We start from the raw sequence: 19226 nt of genomic DNA on the forward strand, positions 1-19226 counted from the left end.
TCGTGGGTACGCGGGGCATCGCCGGGTGGATCACCGCATTGCCTTGAAATGCACGCCTCGCTGGTCTATCCCTAAATAGCCCCGCACTTACTCCGGAAAATAACAGGGACGTTCCTCTGAATGGACACACTCGACGTATTCATCGGGCTGATATCGGTCTATCTCACGCTCGCCCTGGTAGTCACCGCGCTGGGCCAGGGTGCTTCCAACTGGCTCAACCTCAAGGGGCGCAATGCCCGCGCGATTGTCGTCGCCCTGCTCGGGCGTCCTTTACAGCTCAAGCTGTTCCAGCACCCGGATATCGTCAAGTTGTCCAAGTCGCCGGGGGTGTTCCGGCGCAACTTCCGCAAGTATTTCCCCGGGCTGGCAACGAAACAAGGTGAACCCGAGTGCTTCTGGAAGGTCGAGCCGCTGCGGCGTCCTTCCTATATTCCCCCGGAGGTATTCGCCGATGCCTTGCTCGACTGCCTGCAAAAAGAGTTTACCGAAACCCATATCCGCGCTGCGGTACCCACCCCCGGTGCCCTGCAGGCGGTCATCGAGGCGTATGCTGCGCTTCCCGCTCCCAGCGGGGTCGATAGCGCGGACGGGGACAGTGCGAAGACCGCGGCCAGTGCAGAGATCGAGGGCAAGGGCCGCCTCGGCCGCAGCCTGCGCCCCCTCTGGATCAAGGCCAATTTCAACGTGGAGACCTTCCGCGCAGAGTTGGTGACCTGGTTCGAGGTGACCGCGGACCGTTCCTACGGTTGGCACAAGCGGCAGTTGGGCGGTGTATTGTTCCTGGTCGGGTTGGTCGTCGCCGTGGTGATGAACGCCGATACGGTACAGATGTACAAACGCCTGAGCCAGGACCAGGACCTGCGCGCGGCGCTGGTCGAGCGGGCGTTGCAACTTAACGAGAAGCAGGCCCTGGGAGAGACCTGCGAGTTTTTCGGCATGCCGTCGGGGTGCAGCACGGGAGACATCGTGCGCACCGGCGCTGCTGACCTGCTGCCGGTGGTCGGAGGGCGATCGGTGCTGGAGGAGTGGCGCTTGTTCGAGTGTGCCAACGGCACAGCCGATGAACCGGAGGAGTGCCCGGGCTTCAGGGAAGGCGACGAATCCGCGGATGTGGCCAGCAATCCGGAGGCCGAGGCGGGCGAAGCACCCGCGGCCGATCCCGCACCAGGCGTGTCTGGCCAGGCTGCCCCGCCGGCGGTCGCCGCTGCAGGGGAAACTGGCGACGGTGGTGAGGGCAGTGGCGAGGGCGAAGTAGACCCGCAGGAAGAAGACCCACAGGAAGTAGTTCAAACGGGCGGGGATACGGCCGGGAAACCTGTCGGGGAAACCGCCAGCACCGGAAAAGCCGCCAAACCCGAAAAGGATGCCGATGCTCGGCTGTGGTGGCTGGCGAAGTTCAGCGGTCTGTTCCTGACCGCCGCGGCGATCTCCCTCGGCGCGCCGTTCTGGTTCGACCTGCTGAACAAGGTTATCCAGGTGCGTGGCGCCATTCGCGGCCACAGTGAGGCGGGTACCGCGCAGGCGGCGGCAGTGCCGGCCGCGTCAGCCGATGAGCCGGCCCCGATGGCGCTGGCGTCGCTGGTTGCGCGCACGGTGGACAGCAGTCGCCTCGATACCCTGAGCGGCTTCGCCGTGGATGACCCCGGATTCTCCCGGCTCAACATGTTCTGGTGTGCGCGCCTCTCTGCAGCTGCCTACTTCGATGATGCCGCCGATCGCTGTGACGACTTCGGGGCGCAAGCGGCTCTGCTGCGGCATGCCCCCACATCCAGCGAATGCCTGGTGGTGAATGGCGGCAACTTCGTGATTCTCGCCTTCCGCGGGACAGAGAAGAAACTGGCGGACCTGGAAACCGACCTCAAGTACGAGCCCGGCACTGTCGCGACCTGGGATCACTTGCCGCCCGGCTGCGAGGTTCACGGCGGCTTCAGTCGCTCGCTACACGCCCTGTGGCATGCAGAATCCGAGGCCGCGCCCGAGGCGGGGAAGGTGCATTGGGTGGAGGAGAGTGGGTCGGCGCCGGGGGAAACCCTGTTGCAACGGCTGGACACCCTGGGTGTGTTCGAGCGCAACCTGCCGGTGTGGATCACCGGCCACAGTCTCGGCGGCGCCCTCGCGGTGCTGGCTGCGGTCGAACTGGACCGGGAAATCGCGGCGCGCAAGTCGGGCGCCGCCATTGCCGCTGTCTTCACCTTCGGCCAGCCGCGGGTCGGCAACTCCGCTTTCGCCCGCTGGATGGACCAGCGCTTCTCGCAACGTTATTTCCGCAGCGTGAACCAGCGCGATGCGGTGCCGCGGCTGCCGCTGACGGTCATGCCCAATATCCACGGCGAGGAACCCGCCACCTGGTCCTTCGCCCACGCCGGGCGGGTGGTCTACTTCAACGACCTCGGCCGCGCCATCATGGATCCGCCCCTGTGGTATCGGAAACTGGATGCGGTGCCAGTGGCGCAGTGGGACCAGATTGGCGATGCTCTGCGTCAGGGTGCTGGCGACCACGGCATCGCCGGTTATGTGGAGCTGCAGCGCAAGCTGCTGGAGAGCGCCGAGATCGCCTCCGATACCTGATGCCGGAGTAGCCTGGGCGTAGCGCGCAATCGACGGTACGGGGTGCGTAAATAGCTGCGACCTGCTCGACGCTCGAGGATTGCCCGGGACTGAGGTTTGTCCGGGTCGTATCGGCCGGTTCGCGGTCGGTCCGGTATTGATCCAAGCCCATCGCGCCGGCGTATGTTCAGCAGTGTGACTGAGAGCGCAGGACTGCGGTGGGGCGAACATGAAAGTAGCAATTATTGGTTCAGGTATTGCGGGTTTGTCCTGCGCCCGCTTTCTCAGTGCCCACCACGAGGTGCACGTACTTGAGCGCGAAGGGCGCATAGGCGGGCACACGGCGACGGTGGACGTCGCGGTGGGCGGGCGCAAGTTCGCCGTGGATACCGGCTTTATTGTCTACAACGACTGGACCTACCCCGAGTTCATCGCGCTGCTGGCGGAACTCGGCCTGCAGGGCAAGCCGACGCAGATGAGCTTCAGCCTCAGCGATCACGCCAGCGGCCTGGAGTATGCCGGCTCCAATCTCAATACCCTGTTCGCCCAGCGCAGCAACCTGGTCTCGCCGCGCTTCCTCGGCATGTTGCGCGACATCCTCCGCTTCAACCGCGAGGCGGTGCACGACCTCGACGCGGGCGCCGTACCCGGCGATATGACATTGGGCGAATACCTCGAGCGCGGCGGCTACGGTCGCGCCTTCGTGGACTATTACCTGGTGCCGATGGGGGCCGCCATCTGGTCCGCGGACATTCCCGTGATACGCGACTTCCCGCTGGCCTTCTTCCTGCGCTTTTTCAAGAACCACGGGCTGCTGAATGTGCGTGACCGCCCGCAGTGGCGGGTGATCGAGGGCGGCTCGCGGGAGTACCTGCGCCCGCTGTGCGACCCCTTCGCCAGCCGTATCCGTACCGGCGTCACGATTGCCGGAGTGCGTCGCGAAGCGGGGCGGGCGCAACTGCGCCTGGCCAGTGGTGCGGTGGAAACCTACGACGCGGTGGTGTTCGCCTGTCACAGCGACCAGGCGCTGGCCCTGCTCGATGACGCGACGGCCAGCGAGCGCGAGGTGCTCGGCGCCATTCCCTACCAGGCCAGTTCCGTGGTCCTGCACACCGATACCCGCCTGCTGCCGCACTCGCGCCGCGCCTGGTCGAGCTGGAACTACCAGCGGCGTCCCGGCGTTGAGCGGCCCACGCTCACCTACAACATGAACATCCTGCAGGGCATCCAGGCGCCGGAAACCTTCTGCGTGACGCTGAACGACCGCGAGGCCATCAACCCGCACAAGATCCTCGGGGAGTTCGAGTATTCGCACCCGGTGTTCACTCTCTCCGGTATGTCTGCGCAGGCGCGCTGGGACGAGATTAATGGCGGCCCGACCTGGTTTTGTGGAGCCTACTGGCGCAATGGCTTCCACGAGGACGGGGTGGTCTCCGCGGGGCGGGTGGCAGATGCCATTGCCAGCGAGGCGCAGCGCGACGAACTGGGTAGCGCCGCGTGAGCAGCGCCATCTACAGCGGCACCGTCGAGCACCGCCGGCTGAGTCCGCGCTCGCATCGCTTTCGGTATCGCGTGTTCATGCCGCTGCTCGACCTCGACGAAATGCCGCAGTGGCTCGAGCGCTGCCCCGGCTGGTCCGCAAAGCGCCCCGCCCTGGCCAGGTTCCGGCGCAGCGATTTTTTCGGTGATCCCGGCGTGCCGCTCAAGGAGGCGGTTCTGGACCGGGTGGAGCAGGCGCTCGGAGAGCGGCCGGACGGTCGTGTCATGATGCTGGGCAACCTGCGCTATTTCGGTTTCCTGATCAACCCGATCTGCTGTTACTACTGCTATGACAGCGCCGGCATACTGCGCGCCGTGCTGGCGGAAGTCACCAACACTCCCTGGCGGGAAAAACACGTCTATGTGCTGGCCGCGGGCGAGGACGGCCAGTACCTGCAGGCGGACTTCGACAAGGCGATGCATGTCTCGCCCTTCATGCCCATGGGCATGCGCTACCACTGGCGCAGCGATACGCCCGGCGAGCGGCTCAACCTGCGCCTGGCCAACTCCGTGTCCGGCGAGATGCAGTTCGACGCCAACCTGTGCCTGAAGCGGCGTGGCGACTCGCCCTGGACATTCACCCGCTACCTGGCCCTGTACCCTTTTATGACCCTGCGCGTGGCCGCGGGCATCTACTGGCAAGCCCTGCGCCTGTGGCTGAAAGGCGTGCCTTTTATTCCCCATCCCGGAACAGTGAACAGCGAGAACCGACTATGAGCGAAGCAAGTGTCAGTGCCATCCGTCTACCCAGCATCCGCGGTTTCTGGCGCGGCGAGGATATGGCCCGGCGAATGGTGTACCGGTTGCTCGGGGGTCTCAGCGGCGGCTCCCTGGTCCTGCACGAAAGCGGTAGCAGTGTGCGCTTCGGCGCGGAAACCGCAGCCGGTATGCCGCATGTGGAAATCCGTGTGCGCGACCCGCGAGCCTTCCAGTACGTGCTCACCGGCGGCGTGGTCGGCGCCGGCGAGGCTTATATGCTGGGCTACTGGACGTCCCCCGACCTGGTCGCGGTAATCCGCCTGTTCTCCGCCAACATGGCGGCGATGGATGCCATGGACGCCAACAGCTCGCGTCTGCGCCAGCTGCTGATGTGGGGTTTCCACAAACTGAACGGCAACACCCGAAATGGCTCACGGCGCAATATCGGCGCGCACTACGATCTCGGCAACGACTTCTTCCGCCTGTTCCTCGACGAGCAGATGATGTACTCGGCCGCGGTCTACCCGAGCCCGGAGACTTCGCTGGAAGAGGCTTCGCTGCACAAGCTGGACCTGCTCTGCCAGCAGCTGGAGCTGCAGCCGGAGGATCACCTGCTGGAGATCGGCACCGGCTGGGGCGGGCTGGCGATACACGCCGCGCGCCACTACGGCTGCCGGGTGACCACAACCACCATCTCCCGCGAACAGTACAACCATGCCTGTGAGCGCGTGGCGCAGGCCGGCCTGGCCGACCGGGTGGAAGTGCTCTGCCAGGACTACCGTGAACTGGGCGGCCAGTACGACAAGCTGGTCTCGGTGGAGATGATCGAGGCGGTGGGCCACGAATTCTACAGCGAGTATTTCCGTCGCTGCAGCGCGCTGTTGCGGCCGGGCGGCAAGTTTGCCATCCAGGCCATCACCATGGCGGACCAGCGCTACGTCCAGGCGCGCGACTCCGTGGATTTCATCAAGCGCTATATCTTCCCAGGCGGTTGCCTGCCGTCGCTGGAGGTCATCGCGCGCCACGTGGCCCGCGACACCGACATGCAGATCGTCAACCTGCGCGACATCACCCTGGACTACGCGCGCACCCTGGAACACTGGCGCGAGCGCTTCCTGGCCGCGCGCGAGCAGGTGCGGGGCATGGGCTTCGACGAGGTATTCCTGCGTATGTGGGAGTTCTACCTGTGCTACTGCGAGGGTGGCTTCCGCGAGCGCATCATCTCCACCGTCCAGCTGACCATGGCCAAGCCGGGTTACCGCTTCGACGAGCCGGGTCACCGCTCCAAGTAGGTGCGCTATGCGCGAGAAACTGGCCAATGCCCTGATGTTCAACGTGTCCTGGCTGCTCATCGTGCTCAGCCAGGACGCCGCCCTGGCCTGGGGTGTGGCCGCGGTCCACTGTTTCGCCCACCTCGTGCTGTTCGGCCAGCGCGGCGAGCTGCGGGCGATAGCAGCCATCTCCCTGCTGGGCCTGGCGCTGGACCAGGTGCTGTTCGCCTCCGGCGTTCTGCAAAGCGCTGATGGCGGGCTGCCGGCCCCCCTGTGGATGTCGGCGCTGTGGCCGGTTTTCGCCTCCACAGCGCTGCACGCCTTCGCCGGCTTCCTGCGCCTGCGCTGGATCGCTGTCGTCGTCGGTGCCCTGGGCGGCTACGCAGCCTATCGCGCGGGAGCGTCCCTGTCCGCCGTGAGCTTTGGCTGGCCGCTGATCAGCGACCTGGTGCTCCTCGCGGTCTGGGCGGCGCTGTTCCCAGCCCTGTTGCTGCTGGCCCGGCAGATAAGCCAGGCCGGCCGGGGTGAAGGGCATGTCTAGCGCGTGGCAGTTGGCGCTATTTGCCGGTGCGCTGGCCGCAGCCCATCCGACTGCCGCAATGCAGGTGGTGGGCGAAGCCCGCGACCCGCAGCGCGACGCGCTGGTGTATCGAGAGACACATCGCTGCGATTCCGCACGTGCCACCTGCACGGTGCAGTATCACGATACCAACGGTGAGCTGATCGCCAGCAAATGGCTCGACTACAGCGGTCCGCCGGCGGCGCCGTCACTGCGCTTCGAGGACTACCGCCACGGCGAGCAGGTGCGGGTGGACAGCGACGCGGTGTCCGCCGACGTGGTGATCGACGCCGGCTTCGACAACTACGTCCGCGCGCGCTGGGGACAACTGGCGGCCGGGGAAACGGTGGCCTTCGAGTTCCTCGTCGCCGGGCGCGAGCAGCCGCTGGCGATGCAGGCGCGACGCGATGGCGACTGCCCGCCCTCCCAGCTGTGCCTGGCCATCGCGCCGCGCAACTGGCTGTTCGCCCTGGTTGGGGGTGACATCAAGCTGGTCTACGAGCGCGCCTCCCGGCGGCTGCTGCAGTTTCGCGGCCTGAGCAATATCCCGGACGAACGCGGCCGCAGCCAGCACCTGGTGATCGACTACAGCTACCCCGATTTGGCCGACGGCGCGGACGCTCAGTAGATGTCCGCGTCGCGCGACGAATACACCTCGCCGCTGTACAGGCGGCGGAATTCCTCCAGGATGGCCAGTGGGTCGTAGGGTGCGGAGTAATTCGACTCGTGGATGAGTACCAGTGTCTTCACCTTTGCCGCGCTGGCCAGGCGGGCCAGGTTGCTCGGCTTGAGGTGGTAGGACCACACCACGCGTTCGCGTTCCTCTGCGCTCATACCGCCCCAGGGTGAATTGCGCACGGTGGCCTCCGAACCGATTTCCGTGACCAGCAGGCCCGCGTCTTTCGCGGCCTCCTGGAAGGCCGGCCCGGCCTTGCCGTCACCGGCCCAGACCACCACGCGGTCGGCGCTGGTGAAGCGGTACCCGTAGGCGGGCAGCGTCCCGTGCTCGTGGGCGAAGGCCTCCACCTTGAGCCTCTCGTCCTGGAACACCACACCGCCGGACTCGAACTCGTGCACGTTGACCCGCCAGCCAGTGTCGTTGGCGCCTTCGGGCCCGTCGATGCGCTCGCGAATATCCGGCTGGTAGGCGGCGAGAATGCCGTCGACCAGTCGCTGCGTGCCCACCGGCCCATAGACCTCCAGCGGCGCGCTGCGGCCGAAGATCCACGGGTTTAGGATCAGGCTCGGCAAACCCACCGTGTGGTCCGAATGCAGGTGGGTGAGAAACAGGTGGGTCAGTTTGGGCGGCGCGAACACGTCCACCAGCGCCTTGTCGTGCGCCGTCGCGGTCTTGGCGATGGCGCGCAGCGCGCCCTCGCCGGCGTCGATCAGGTAGGCTTGGTTGTCGACGATCAGAGCACCGGCGGCGCCCAGCCGGTAGGGGTTGGGGCTGGGCGTGCTGGTGCCCATGGTGGCCACCAGGGTCCTGGCCTGCTGCGGTGCGCGCCAGCGCGGCGGACCGGGATCGACGGTGATTTCCTCGGTGTCGAAGCGGTTGCCGGCAAGCAGCGTCGGTGCTGGGAAGAGCGTGGCGCAGGCGAGCAAGGTCGCCGCCGCGGCCCGGTAAAGGCGCTTGGGTGTCATGGGGGCTCCTGCGAGGAAGGGCGGCGCGGCGCACCGCAGGCTTCCAGTATAGGGGAAGCCCGCGCCCGCGGGGAACCGGCTCAGCCGCTGATCACGCCGTAGGCCTGCAGGGCGGTCTCACGCGCCTCCTTGTGGTCGACCAGCGGTTCAGGATAGGTCTCGCCAAGTTCAACGCCGGCCTCGGCGAGGATCTTGGCGGGGGCTTCCCAGGGCGCGTGCAGGTACTTGTCGGGCAGGCTGGCGATCTCGGGCACCCACTGCCGCACGTACTCGCCGTCCGGGTCGAACTTGCGGCCCTGCAGGATGGGATTGAAGATGCGGAAGTAAGGTGCGGCGTCCGCGCCGCAGCCCGCCACCCACTGCCAGCCGCAACTGTTGTTGGCGAGGTCCGCATCCACCAGGGTGTCCCAGAACCACTGCTCGCCCCACTGCCAGGGCAGCAGAAGGTGCTTGGTAAGGAAGGACGCGACGATCATGCGCACCCGGTTGTGCATGAAGCCGGTCTGCCACAGCTCGCGCATACCGGCATCGACGATGGGGTAGCCGGTGCGCCCGCGCTGCCAGGCCTGCAGGTGCGTCTGGTCCGCCAGCCAGGGCATCTCGCCGAAGTCCGCCTTGAAGGGCTTTTCCGGGATTTCGGGATTGAAGTACAGCAACTGGTGGCAGAACTCGCGCCAGCCCACCTCGGCCAGGAACTTGGCCGCGGGTTTGTCCTGCCCCTCGGGCAGTGCCTGCACCGCGTGCCACACCTGCCGCGGGGAAATCTCGCCGAAGTGCAGGTGGGGCGACAGGCGCGAGGTGCTTCGCGCCGCGGGGAAGTCCCGCCCCTCCGCGTAGGAATCCAGTGCGTTGTCCAGGAAGTGCTGCAGCGCACGTCTTGCGCCGGTAGCGCCCGGGGACCACAGTTCATCCCAGCCCGCTGCCCAGTCGGGATTGCGCGGCAGCAATTGCCAGTCGTCGTGGGGCAGGCTGTCTAGGTCGTGCTCGACGAAGTGTTTCCCGCTCGCTGCCGACAGGGGCTCGGCCGGCGAGGGCTGCTGCAGGCAGGCGCGCCAGAACGGCGTGAATACGCGGTAGGGGTCTCCGGCCTGGGTGCACACGGTGCCGGGGTGGAACAGCAGGGCGCTTGGACGGGCCTCCAGTTGTACGCCGGTCTCCCACAGGGCGTCGGCTACCTGCGACTGCAATTCCCTGGCCCAGGGGTCTATCGCCTCGCTGCAGTACACGGCCTCCGCGCCGGTCTGCGCGGCAAGGTCGGCCAGCACGCGGGCCGTCTCCCCGCGGCGTACCACCAGCGGGCTGCCGCGTTTGGCCAGCTCCGTGTCCAGGGCGGCCAGGCTGTGGTGCAGCCACCAGCGGCTGGCGCCGCCCGGTGACCATTGCCCGGCGGCAGCGTCGTCGAAGACGTAGCAGGGAATCAGCTTGAGGCCGTTGTCGATGGCTGCCCGCATGGCCGGCAGATCCGCCAGCCGCAGGTCCTGACGGTACCAGTACAGCGCAGTGGTCACGATGCGCGCAACTCCTCGTTGATCGGGGCGCCATCTTCGCACGGGTCGAAGCGGCGCAGCCAGTCGAGCAGTGCCGCGCGGTCCGCGGCGCTCTCCTCGGTGGAACGTTTCAGGTGCAGCGGCTGTACCTGCCGGTCCAGGAACAGGTGGCCGCTCAGTTGGTCGGCCTCGGTGGCCGCCGCCAGCCACACCGCGGTGTCGGCCCCCTGCTCGGGGGTGCGCAGGGCGCAGCGGGTGAGCTTGTGAAAACCGGGCAGGCTCGTGGCCAGGCCGGGAGTGTCCACCCAGCCCGGGTGCATGGCGTTGACCACGATGCCCTGATCGTGCCACTGCCCGGCCCAGTGCCCGGTGACGATGCTCAGTGCGCGCTTGGCCTGCGCGTAGGCCACCGGGCCGGAGTAGTTGTCGTCGGACGTGTCCTGCAACTGCGCCAGTGACAGGCGCTGGGTGTACATGCCGCCGGAAACAACATTGACCACTCGCGCGCTGCCGGCGCTCGCCAGCAGCGGCTGCAGGCCCAGGGTCAGGCGGTAGGGGGAGAGCAGCAGCAGGGCGATGCTGCGCTCGAAGCCCTCGCTGGTCAGGGCGTGCTCTGGGAACAGCGCGCCGGCGTTGTTGACCAGGATGTGCAGCGGCTCGCCGCGGTCCGCCAGCCGCGCGGCCAGCGCGTCTACCTGCGCCAGTTCGGCGAGGTCCGCCAGTTCGACATGCACGTCCTTATTGCCGGTCTCGGCCACGATACGCCGCCGGCCGCGTTCGGCCTTGCGCGGGTCGCGCGCGACCAGCGTGAGCTTTGCGCCGCGGCGGGCCAGTTGCTCCGCAATCACCGCGCCGAGCCCCGAGGTCGCCCCGGTGACCAGGGCGTGCCGGCCGGCCAGGGAGGCGGACATGGGATGCCAGTCGCGCCGTGCGCGGGTGTAGCCGCGACGGGTGAACCCCGTCAGGCGCCGGGCCAGGGATATTGCCTCGGGCTCGGCGGGGGGCGGCGGGAAATCGTCGGCCAGCGCCCGGTGTAGTCCCTCGGCGGAGGCGCGACCCATGCGCGTCATGCCGGCGCGCATCGCAGGCGCGAAGGGGCGCAACAGCGCCGCGGGTTCGAAAGTGGCGCAGTAGTCCACGCGGAGCTGGCCTTGCTCTTCCTGCAGGGTGATAGCGTCGCGAATACGGAACAGGCGGCTGTGGCCATTGAGCACGAGCCGGGTCGGCGGAGCGAGGGATTCGATGCTGTAGTCGATGTCCAGGCTGCCCAGCGGCAGCGCGCAGTTCAGCGCGAAGCGGGTACCGGCGCCAACAGGGCCTTCGGTTAATTTTTGCGCCGTTTGCGCAGTGGCATCCCACTCCACCGTGTTGCGGAAATCCGCGATGTAGCGAAACGCCTCTTCGATGTCCCGGTCGACGCGAAATGTCTCGCGCAGTTCAATCATGCCCCTGTCCCGCGTTGGCAGCCTGCCATTGTTACGCGGGATGGGGCGGGTCGGCTCAGCTTAGCGCGGGGAAAATTCCAGCTCCAATTGGTACTGGCCGGCGGTGTAGCCGCGCACCATGACGTGTACCGCCTGGACGTCCATGGGCACTACCAGTTCGCAGCTTTCATTGGGCCCGGAGAGGAAGGGGCGGCAATCGAATGCCCCGGGGCTGGTTTGCGGCGGCGAGTCGAAGCGCACGTAGAGGTCCGGGTCGCCGGAGCCGGTCATGCTGGCGTTGAAAGCACTGCCGGGCTTGACCTGGAACGGCCCGAATCGCACCTCGGCGCCCTGGGCGATGCTGCCGGACTCGGTGCGGGTGATCGGCCCGCACTCGTCATCGGGTAGCGGCGCGGGTACCGGCGGGTCCAGGCACAGGCTCATGTCGCCGTTGAAACCCGGGCCGGCGCCGTACAGGCAGGCGATGCCGGCCTTGTCCTTGTCGGTGAGTGTCAGGCTCCAGTCGCCGCGGCCGTTGCACTGGGGGTAGTGCATGACGGAGAAGGCGTCGTAGCCGGTCAGCGGCTCCCAGTTCTCGTCCTCGAAACAGGTGCCGGCCTCGGGGCGAGTGTGTTCGTGGCGAAAGCCCAGGGTGTGGCCCAATTCGTGGCGCAGGATGCCCTCCAGGCTGAGGGCGTCGCCCGGATCGAGGTCGAAGGACGAGCTGTCAATGAGCACGTTGCGCCGCCCGCGCGGGTCGTCGGGGAAGAATGCGCGCGCCAGGTAGGACTGGTTGTTGACTGGGCGCACATCGAACACCACCTGGGGGTTGAACGCGTTGCAGTTGCCGTCCTGCTGCGCGTCGTGGATGAAGTTCACCGCGCCCTCGCGTTCCCAGGCGGTGGTGGCGGCGCTCATCGCGGCGACCACGCCGGCCTTGCGGCTGCCGAAGCTATCGCTGACACAGTAGGTAAGGTTGCCCTTCTGCGCCGCGCTCCAGGTCGCGCGCTGGCCGCCGCTCATGTGCACCGCGAGCCCAGCGCGCACCGGTACCGCCTGCTGTACCTTGGTGGTGTAGAACTCACGCAGGTGCTTGATATCGGCGATGACGATATCGCCGTTGACCACGTAGTAGCCGGTGCCTGCCTCGCGTGGGACCTGGCGTTCGAATTCCTCGAAACTGCGCCCGCGCCAGCGCTCGGCGATCGCCCGCTCGGCGCCGCTGAGCTGCGCGTAGGCCTGATTCACCGCGCCGGCGGTCGCTACCTGTTTGCTGGCCGCGGCGCGCGGTGTGCCGATGGGCAGGTCGGCACCGGCCTGCACCCCGTCGTCGGGCGGGGTGTCCGGTTTGCTGTCGTTACCGGCGCAGGCGCTGAGCAGGGTGGGTAGTACCAGGCCGGCGATCATGGCGGCCGGCAGGCCTCGGGACAACGTGTACATGCTTCACCTCCTTGGCAAGGCGTGTTTCAGGGCGCCGGCACTGCCCGACCGGGCTTGCAGGCAGTTGCCGCCGACTCGCCGGGCTCGAGTGCCCGGTGAGCGACGCGAATATAGTCGATACCTTCAATTGCTTGTTCGATCTGCGCCAGCAGCGCGGCCTGGTCAGCGGCGTCCACCACCACACACAGGCGCTGTTCGCCCTCGATGCCCCAGCGGGTCTCGGTGGGCGCCAGTCCCTGGGCCAGCATCTCCCGGCGCACCTGCAGCAGCGCTTCACGGGCGGCTGTGGGTACCCCGCGCCCGATGGACTGGGTGTACACCTCGATGAGCACCTCCGGTGCCGCCGGCGCGGATGCCGCGGCGCGCGGCGGGGTCTGGGCGGCGCAGCCATGCAGTACGAAAAGCAGGGAAAACAGCAAGCAGCGGACGAGGCGCGCGGCGGGTCTGGTGAGTCTGTCTGTGTCTGGCATGGGCGAGTCCGGTGGCTTCCGGCCTGGCTGCGGCGACGCCATGAAAAGTAGTCCACACCTCCGGCGGCGGCAATGACGCGGTATTACAGGCGAGTTTCCACCTTCGTCGTATTGCGGGTGACAGGCCGGCAGGGTAGTTTCGCGGGAACCACTGCGCACGGAAAAAACACAATGGATAATATTGAACGCTGGCGCCAGGCCGCCACGGACGTTTTCTGGTACCAGGCGCCCACTGAGGTGCTGGATGAATCCAAGCCGCCGTTCTACCGCTGGTATCCCGACGGGGTCACCAACGCCTGCTATAACGCGCTGGATATCCACGTGGACGAGGGCCGCGGCGAGCAGCTCGCGCTGATCTACGACAGCCCGGTCACCGGCGCCAAGCGCCAGTACACTTTCAATGAACTGCGAGACGAGGTGGCCCGCTTTGCCGGCGTCCTCGCCGGACTGGGTGTGCTCAAGGGCGACCGCGTCATCGTCTACATGCCGATGGTGCCCGAGGCGCTCATCGCCATGCTCGCCTGCGCGCGTATCGGCGCCGTGCACTCCGTGGTATTCGGCGGTTTTGCCGCGCACGAACTCGCGGTGCGTATCGACGACGCCGCGCCGCGGGTGATCGTATCCGCCAGCTGTGGTGTTGAGCCTTCCCACGTGGTGCGCTACAAACCCCTGCTGGATGAGGCCCTGGACCTCGCCCACCGCAAGCCCGAGCACTGCGTCATCCTGCAGCGGCCGATGGAACCGGCCAGCATGCACGCCGGTCGCGACCTGGACTGGGAGACCGAAATCGCCTCCGCCGTGGCGGTGGATTGCGTGCCGGTGAACGCCAACGACCCGCTGTATATCCTGTATACCTCGGGCACCACCGGCCAGCCCAAGGGCGTCGTGCGCGATACCGGCGGCAGTATCGTCGCGCTCAAGTGGAGCATGCGCCATGTGTACGACATGCATCCCGGTGAGGTCTACTGGGCCGCCTCTGACGTCGGCTGGGTGGTGGGACACTCCTACATCGTCTACGGCCCGCTGTTCAACGGCAACACCACGCTGATCTACGAGGGCAAACCGGTCGGTACACCCGACCCCGGTTCGTTCTGGCGGGTGATCTCGGACTACTCGGTGAAGGTGCTGTTTACCGCGCCGACGGCGTTTCGCGCCATTCGCAAGGAGGACCCCACCGGCTCGCATATCGAGCGCTACGACCTGTCCTCGCTGAAGGCGCTGTTCCTGGCTGGCGAGCGCTGCGACCCGAACACGCTGGAGTGGGCGCAGGACAAACTCGGCGTGCCGGTCATCGACCACTGGTGGCAGACCGAGACCGGCTGGTCGATCTGCGCCAATTGCCTGGGCGACGAACTCCTGCCCATCGTGCCCGGTTCCCCGGCGCGGGCGGTACCCGGCTACGACGTGCGCGTGCTCGACGAGCAGGGTGAGGAGGTGCCGGCGGGCACTATCGGCGCGCTGGTGGTGAAATGCCCGCTGCCGCCGGGCACGTTCATCAACCTGTGGAAGGCGCCGGAACGTTTCGAGAAAGCCTATTTCAGCCACTTCCCCGGCTACTACGAGACCGGCGACGCGGGCTATATCGACGACAACGGCTATATCTTCGTCATGGCGCGCACCGACGACGTGATCAACGTGGCGGGTCATCGCCTGTCCACCGGTGCAATGGAAGAAGTGCTGGCGGAGCACCCGGACGTGGCCGAGTGCGCGGTGATCGGCGTCGCCGACGCCCTGAAAGGGCAATTGCCGCTGGGCCTGCTGGTGCTGAACGCGGGGGTCGATCGCTCCGCGGAGCAGATCGCGAAGGAGAGCATCCAGTACGTGCGCGACCAGATTGGTCCGGTAGCGGCGTTCAAGCTCTGCGCCGTGGTCAATCGCCTGCCCAAGACCCGCTCGGGCAAGATCCTGCGCGGCACCATGCGCAGCATCGCCGATGGCGAGACCTGGAAGATGCCTGCCACCATCGATGACCCGGCGACCCTCGACGAGATCGCCGAGGTGCTCAAGGGGCTGGGGTATCCGCCTCAGTGAAACTGTCGCTGCGGTAGCGCGAGAAGCGCAACCGCGGCGACCAGTAATCCTCCGGCAGGCCCGCCTTTTGCAGCAGCCTGCCGAGGAAGTCCTCCGCCACCGGCAGTTGCTCCCAGACCTGGGGCAGGAAGGTGGCGCGGTGGCGACCTTCCTCAATCACCAGGCCGTCGACCCCCGGCTCCAGCTGCCGCAGCAGGTCCGCGCGGCTGGCCACCGTCATGGGCCGCGGCGGCTGCAGCAGTGAAACGCCGATCTCTAGCGCGGGCAGCTCTGCGCTGCTCACGGCGGGAAAGCGCGGGTCGCGGCAGGCCGCCGCCACCGCGTACTCACACAGCGCCTCGCCCAGGCTTCCCGCATTCTCGATGATGCCGATACAGCCGCGCAGCGCGCCGTTTTTCTCCAGGGTAACGAACAGGCCGCTGGTCTGCAGTGACTGCAGTTCAGCCGGTACCGATGGGGGTGGTGCGCCCGCAAGGTGGGCGGTGATCGCCGCGCGGGCCAGCTGCAATGCCGCGCGGCGCTGTACTGCGGAAAGCTCAGTGCAGGCTGAATGCGCCATAGCCGACCACGCGGTTGCGGTCGCCCGCCGTGTCGCCGGAGTTGCAGTAGCCCAGCCATTCGCGCGCCAGCCGGCTGCCGTGCTCGCTGCACAGCAGGCCGTTGATGGGGCCGGCGCCACAGGCGTCCTTGCCGTCCAGGTTGGTCTCGCCGGCGAGGATTTTGCGGCAGGATTCCAGGTCGTGATGGCGCGCGCTGTCGTAGTCCTCGAAATGCGACAGGTCCGAGCTGATCACGATCAGTGTTTCATCGCCGCCCCACAGCGCGTCGATCACCGCACCCACCCGCTGCGGCGCGCACTCGCCGACCAGCAGGGGAACCAGCGCGAACTGCGGCAGCGCCACCTGCAGGAACGGCAGTTGAACCTCGATACAGTGCTCCAGCGCGTGCGCCTCGTCGCTTACCGTCACCTGCGGCTGGCCCAGCGCCAACTCGATGCCCTGCTCATCCAGCGGCACTTCCCCCAGTGGGGTACGGAAGGCCGTGGTGGAGGGCGCGGCGATGCCGCGGACGTAGGCGCGATGCGCGGGACCGAGAACCACCACGCGGCGGATGCGCTCGGCCACTGGCAGCAACAGGCGGTAGGCGCGGGCGGCCAGCGGGCCAGAATAGATGTGCCCGGCGTGGGGCACGATCAGCGCCTTGGGACTGCTGTGCTCGCCGCTGGCGGCGACCTTCAGCATATGGGCGATGTATTCGCGCAGGACTGCGGCGTTATCCTGGTAGAAACTGCCGGCAACGGCGGCGGGTCTGGTGGGCATGTCTGAGACCTCACGTGGTCGAACTGATTGGCTACCGCATACTTGAAATATGGACCGAATTACCCAATTTACAAGCCATGAATGACTCCATCGTGACAACCCGCTACTGGCACCGGCTCGAGGATGGCCGCCTGCAGTGCGACCTCTGCCCCCGGCACTGCCACTTGCAGGAGGGACAGCGCGGTCTTTGCTACGTGCGCCAGCGCCTGGACGATGAAATCAAGCTGGTCAGCTATGGCCGCTCCAGCGGCTTTTGCATCGATCCTATCGAGAAAAAACCGCTGAATCATTTCCTGCCCGGCAGCAGCGTGCTGTCCTTCGGTACCGCCGGTTGCAACCTTGCCTGCAAGTTCTGCCAGAACTGGGACATGAGCAAGTCGCGCGAGATGGACACCCTCGCCGACGCCGCGTCGCCGGAGCAGCTTGCCCTCACCGCTGTGCAAATGAATTGCGCGAGTATTGCGTTCACCTATAACGATCCCGTGATTTTCCTCGAGTACGCACTGGACGTGGCCGCTGCCTGCCGCGAGCAGGGCGTGCGCAGCGTCGCCGTCACGGCGGGCTATATTGACCCTGAACCGCGCGCGGAGTTCTTCGCCGGCGTGGATGCCGCCAACGTCGACCTCAAGGCCTTTACCGACAGCTTCTACTACAAGCTGTGTGGCGCCCACCTGCAACCGGTGCTGGAGACCCTCGAGTACATCCGCCACGAGACCGATACCTGGCTGGAACTGACCACCTTGCTGATTCCGGGGGAGAACGACTCCGAGGCTGAGTTGCAGGCGATGACCCAGTGGGTGGTCGAACACCTCGGTCCGGATGTGCCGATGCACTTCACCGCCTTCCATCCGGACTGGAAAATGCTGGAGCATCGCGCCACCCCGCGTGAGACCCTGGCCAGGGCGCGGCGCATCGCCATGGCCAACGGCGTGAACTACGCCTACACCGGCAACGTGCGCGATGCGCACGGCGGCAGTACCTGGTGTCCCGGCTGTGGCGACCGCCTGATCGAGCGCGACGGCTACCGGATAGGGGAGTGGGGCCTGGACGCGGCGGGTGCCTGCCGCACCTGCCGGACGCCGCTGCCCGGGCGCTTCGATGCGGCGCCGGGTTCGGCGCCCCTGTGGCCGCAGCGCGTGCGTATCTGCAGTTGACGCTGTCTCGGTAGCTGAGCCGCCCTTTGTAGTTGACCCTCTCTTTGTAGTTGACCGCGGCGGCCGGTGCGGCCTATGTTCAGTCGCATGCAGGTCATCCGCTTTGCACGACGCTCTCCTCGCAACCGACGCGCCGCCCGCGTCTGGCCGTTGCTCCTGCTGGTTTGCCTCGCCGGCTGCGCCAGCGCGCCGCAGCCCCTGGAACTGCCCGCCGAGTACGCCCTGCCCACTTCCTCGTCTGTCTTCTGGCGTCACGTCGACAGCGCCAACCGGGACGACTGGTTCCACCTGCTGAATACCCCCGGCGAGGCACTCGCCTGGCGCCTGCGCATGATCGACAGCGCCCACGACAGCATCGACATGGAAACCTTCCTGTGGAAGCTGGATGCCGGCGGCATGCGCGTGCTGGCCCATCTGCTCGCCGCCGCGGACCGCGGCGTGCGCGTGCGCATCCTGCTCGATGACGCCTTCACCCAGGACAATGAACTGGCCCTGGAGGAGATCGACCAGCATCCGAACGTCGCCGTGCGCATTTACAACCCCTACAACTACCGTGTCCGCAGCGTCGCCGGCCGCGCGGTGTTCAACCTCGCGGACTTCCAGCGCGTCAATCACCGCCTGCATAACAAGAGCCTGTCTGTGGACGGCTGGGCGGTGAGCGTGGGTGGGCGCAATCTTGCCAGCGAGTATTTCGGCCTCAGCGAAGCCTACAATTTTCGCGATATGGAAGTGCTGACGCTGGGCGCCAGCGTGCTCGCTGTGGAGCGCCACTTCGACAAGTTCTGGAACAGCGGCTGGGCGGTACCCGTCGCCCGCCTGGCCTCGGCACCGCTGGCTGCGGATGGCCTCGAGCAGCTGCGCAATGCTATCCGCGACGCCCTCGGCGAGACGGTGGTGCATAGTGACGCCGAACTCGAGGCCGCCTGGAAGGCACTGGCCGGCCAGGCCGTGCACGGCAGCGCACTGTTCGTCTCCGACGACCCCGCCCGCGAAGACCCCGCCGCGGACAGCGACGAACCCGGCCAGCTCGCGCGCTACCTGATGTCCGAGATCGGCGGCAGCCGCGAGGAAGTGACCCTGGTGACCGCCTACCTCGTACCCACGCCGGAGCTACTGGAAACCCTGCGGGAGCTGCTGCAGCGCGGGGTACGGGTGCGCATCCTCACCAATTCCCTGAGCTCCAACAACCACCTGTCCGCCCACGCCGCCTACCAGCATTACGTGCGCGGCCTGCTCGAAGCCGGGGTGGAACTCTACGAGCTGCGCGCCGATGCGCAGGATCGCAACCTGTACATGCAGGACCCGGTGGAGGGCAAGGTACTCGGCTTGCACGCCAAGTTCATGCTGCTCGACGACGACCGGGTGTTTATCGGCAGCAGCAACCTCGACCCGCGATCGCTGAAGCTCAATACGGAACTCGGGCTGATGATCGACAGCGCCGCCCTCAACGGGAAACTGCGCGATGCCATCGCCGTGGACTTCCTGCCGCGCAACAGCTGGTCCGTGCAATTGCGCGAGGACGGCCTGGCCTGGGTGGCGGGGGAGACGGTACTGCGCGAGCCGCCATCGGCCACGCTGTTCCAGCGCCTGGAGGACTGGTTTATCGGCCTGCTGCCGATCGATGAGCAGATGTAACCGGGGT

The 19226-nt window shown here is 66.9% G+C and carries 16 protein-coding genes; 9 read left to right on the plus strand and 7 right to left on the minus strand.

The genetic code is table 11. The features are described from left to right. Positions 1-120: 120 nt before the first annotated feature. From E4634_RS06255 to E4634_RS06280, 6 genes are all read left to right on the plus strand, one after another. Positions 121-2568, plus strand: a complete 2448-nt coding sequence (locus E4634_RS06255) for a lipase family protein (protein ID WP_135441903.1) — start codon at positions 121-123, stop codon at positions 2566-2568. Positions 2569-2776: 208 nt separating this feature from the next. Then, positions 2777-4048, plus strand: coding sequence for an NAD(P)/FAD-dependent oxidoreductase (locus E4634_RS06260; protein ID WP_135441905.1), 1272 nt, complete (start codon positions 2777-2779; stop codon positions 4046-4048). Continuing rightward, on the plus strand, positions 4045-4803 hold the full coding sequence (locus tag E4634_RS06265; RefSeq protein ID WP_135441907.1) for a DUF1365 domain-containing protein: 759 nt from the start codon (positions 4045-4047) through the stop codon (positions 4801-4803). The genes E4634_RS06260 and E4634_RS06265 overlap by 4 nt, the downstream gene beginning before the upstream one ends. After that, entirely contained in the window at positions 4800-6077 is a 1278-nt protein-coding gene (locus E4634_RS06270; RefSeq protein ID WP_135441909.1) for an SAM-dependent methyltransferase, read from the plus strand. The genes E4634_RS06265 and E4634_RS06270 overlap by 4 nt, the downstream gene beginning before the upstream one ends. A gap of 7 nt (positions 6078-6084) precedes the next feature. Further along, positions 6085-6597: a DUF2878 domain-containing protein gene (locus tag E4634_RS06275; protein ID WP_135441911.1), complete on the plus strand. Its 513-nt coding sequence runs from the start codon at positions 6085-6087 to the stop codon at positions 6595-6597. Next, positions 6590-7243, plus strand: a complete 654-nt coding sequence (locus tag E4634_RS06280) for a hypothetical protein (protein ID WP_135441913.1) — start codon at positions 6590-6592, stop codon at positions 7241-7243. Before E4634_RS06275 ends, E4634_RS06280 begins: the two co-directional genes overlap by 8 nt. Here E4634_RS06280 and E4634_RS06285 read toward each other — a convergent pair. The 5 genes from E4634_RS06285 to E4634_RS06305 all read right to left on the minus strand — a co-directional run bounded on the left by E4634_RS06285 (position 7237) and on the right by E4634_RS06305 (position 13080). Further along, the gene (locus E4634_RS06285; RefSeq protein WP_135441915.1) at positions 7237-8259 is read right to left on the minus strand and encodes an MBL fold metallo-hydrolase; all 1023 of its coding nucleotides are present in this window, start codon (positions 8257-8259) and stop codon (positions 7237-7239) included. The two genes, E4634_RS06280 and E4634_RS06285, sit on opposite strands and share 7 nt — an antisense overlap. A gap of 80 nt (positions 8260-8339) precedes the next feature. Continuing rightward, complete coding sequence (locus E4634_RS06290; protein WP_346763330.1) at positions 8340-9767, minus strand: cryptochrome/photolyase family protein; 1428 nt, start codon at positions 9765-9767, stop codon at positions 8340-8342. Beyond that, complete coding sequence (locus tag E4634_RS06295) at positions 9764-11191, minus strand: SDR family NAD(P)-dependent oxidoreductase (RefSeq protein WP_135441917.1); 1428 nt, start codon at positions 11189-11191, stop codon at positions 9764-9766. The genes E4634_RS06290 and E4634_RS06295 overlap by 4 nt, the downstream gene beginning before the upstream one ends. A 60-nt stretch (positions 11192-11251) precedes the next feature. After that, on the minus strand, positions 11252-12610 hold the full coding sequence (locus E4634_RS06300) for a matrixin family metalloprotease (protein WP_206046813.1): 1359 nt from the start codon (positions 12608-12610) through the stop codon (positions 11252-11254). A 26-nt stretch (positions 12611-12636) separates the two neighbouring features. Continuing rightward, entirely contained in the window at positions 12637-13080 is a 444-nt protein-coding gene (locus E4634_RS06305) for a hypothetical protein (protein WP_135441919.1), read from the minus strand. Between the two features lie 171 nt (positions 13081-13251). Here E4634_RS06305 and E4634_RS06310 point away from each other — a divergent pair, with 171 nt between their 5' ends. Continuing rightward, positions 13252-15111, plus strand: a complete 1860-nt coding sequence (locus tag E4634_RS06310; protein ID WP_135441921.1) for a propionyl-CoA synthetase — start codon at positions 13252-13254, stop codon at positions 15109-15111. Here the strand turns inward: E4634_RS06310 and amrA are convergent. Together amrA and amrB are read right to left on the minus strand one after the other, a co-directional pair. Further along, a complete protein-coding gene (amrA, locus tag E4634_RS06315) occupies positions 15083-15670 on the minus strand; it encodes an AmmeMemoRadiSam system protein A (RefSeq protein WP_135441923.1) in 588 nt (195 codons plus the stop codon). The two genes, E4634_RS06310 and amrA, sit on opposite strands and share 29 nt — an antisense overlap. After that, entirely contained in the window at positions 15648-16430 is a 783-nt protein-coding gene (amrB, locus tag E4634_RS06320) for an AmmeMemoRadiSam system protein B (RefSeq protein WP_135441925.1), read from the minus strand. Before amrB ends, amrA begins: the two co-directional genes overlap by 23 nt. Before the next feature lie 77 nt (positions 16431-16507). Here amrB and amrS point away from each other — a divergent pair, with 77 nt between their 5' ends. Continuing rightward, the gene (gene amrS / locus E4634_RS06325) at positions 16508-17584 is read left to right on the plus strand and encodes an AmmeMemoRadiSam system radical SAM enzyme (protein ID WP_135441927.1); all 1077 of its coding nucleotides are present in this window, start codon (positions 16508-16510) and stop codon (positions 17582-17584) included. Between the two features lie 75 nt (positions 17585-17659). After that, the gene (locus tag E4634_RS06330) at positions 17660-19219 is read left to right on the plus strand and encodes a phospholipase D family protein (RefSeq protein ID WP_135441929.1); all 1560 of its coding nucleotides are present in this window, start codon (positions 17660-17662) and stop codon (positions 19217-19219) included. The last annotated feature ends 7 nt before the right edge of the window (positions 19220-19226 follow it).

Origin of the sequence: Mangrovimicrobium sediminis (assembly GCF_004745945.1) — a bacterium.
GTDB classification, from domain to species: Bacteria; Pseudomonadota; Gammaproteobacteria; order Pseudomonadales; family Halieaceae; genus Mangrovimicrobium; species Mangrovimicrobium sediminis.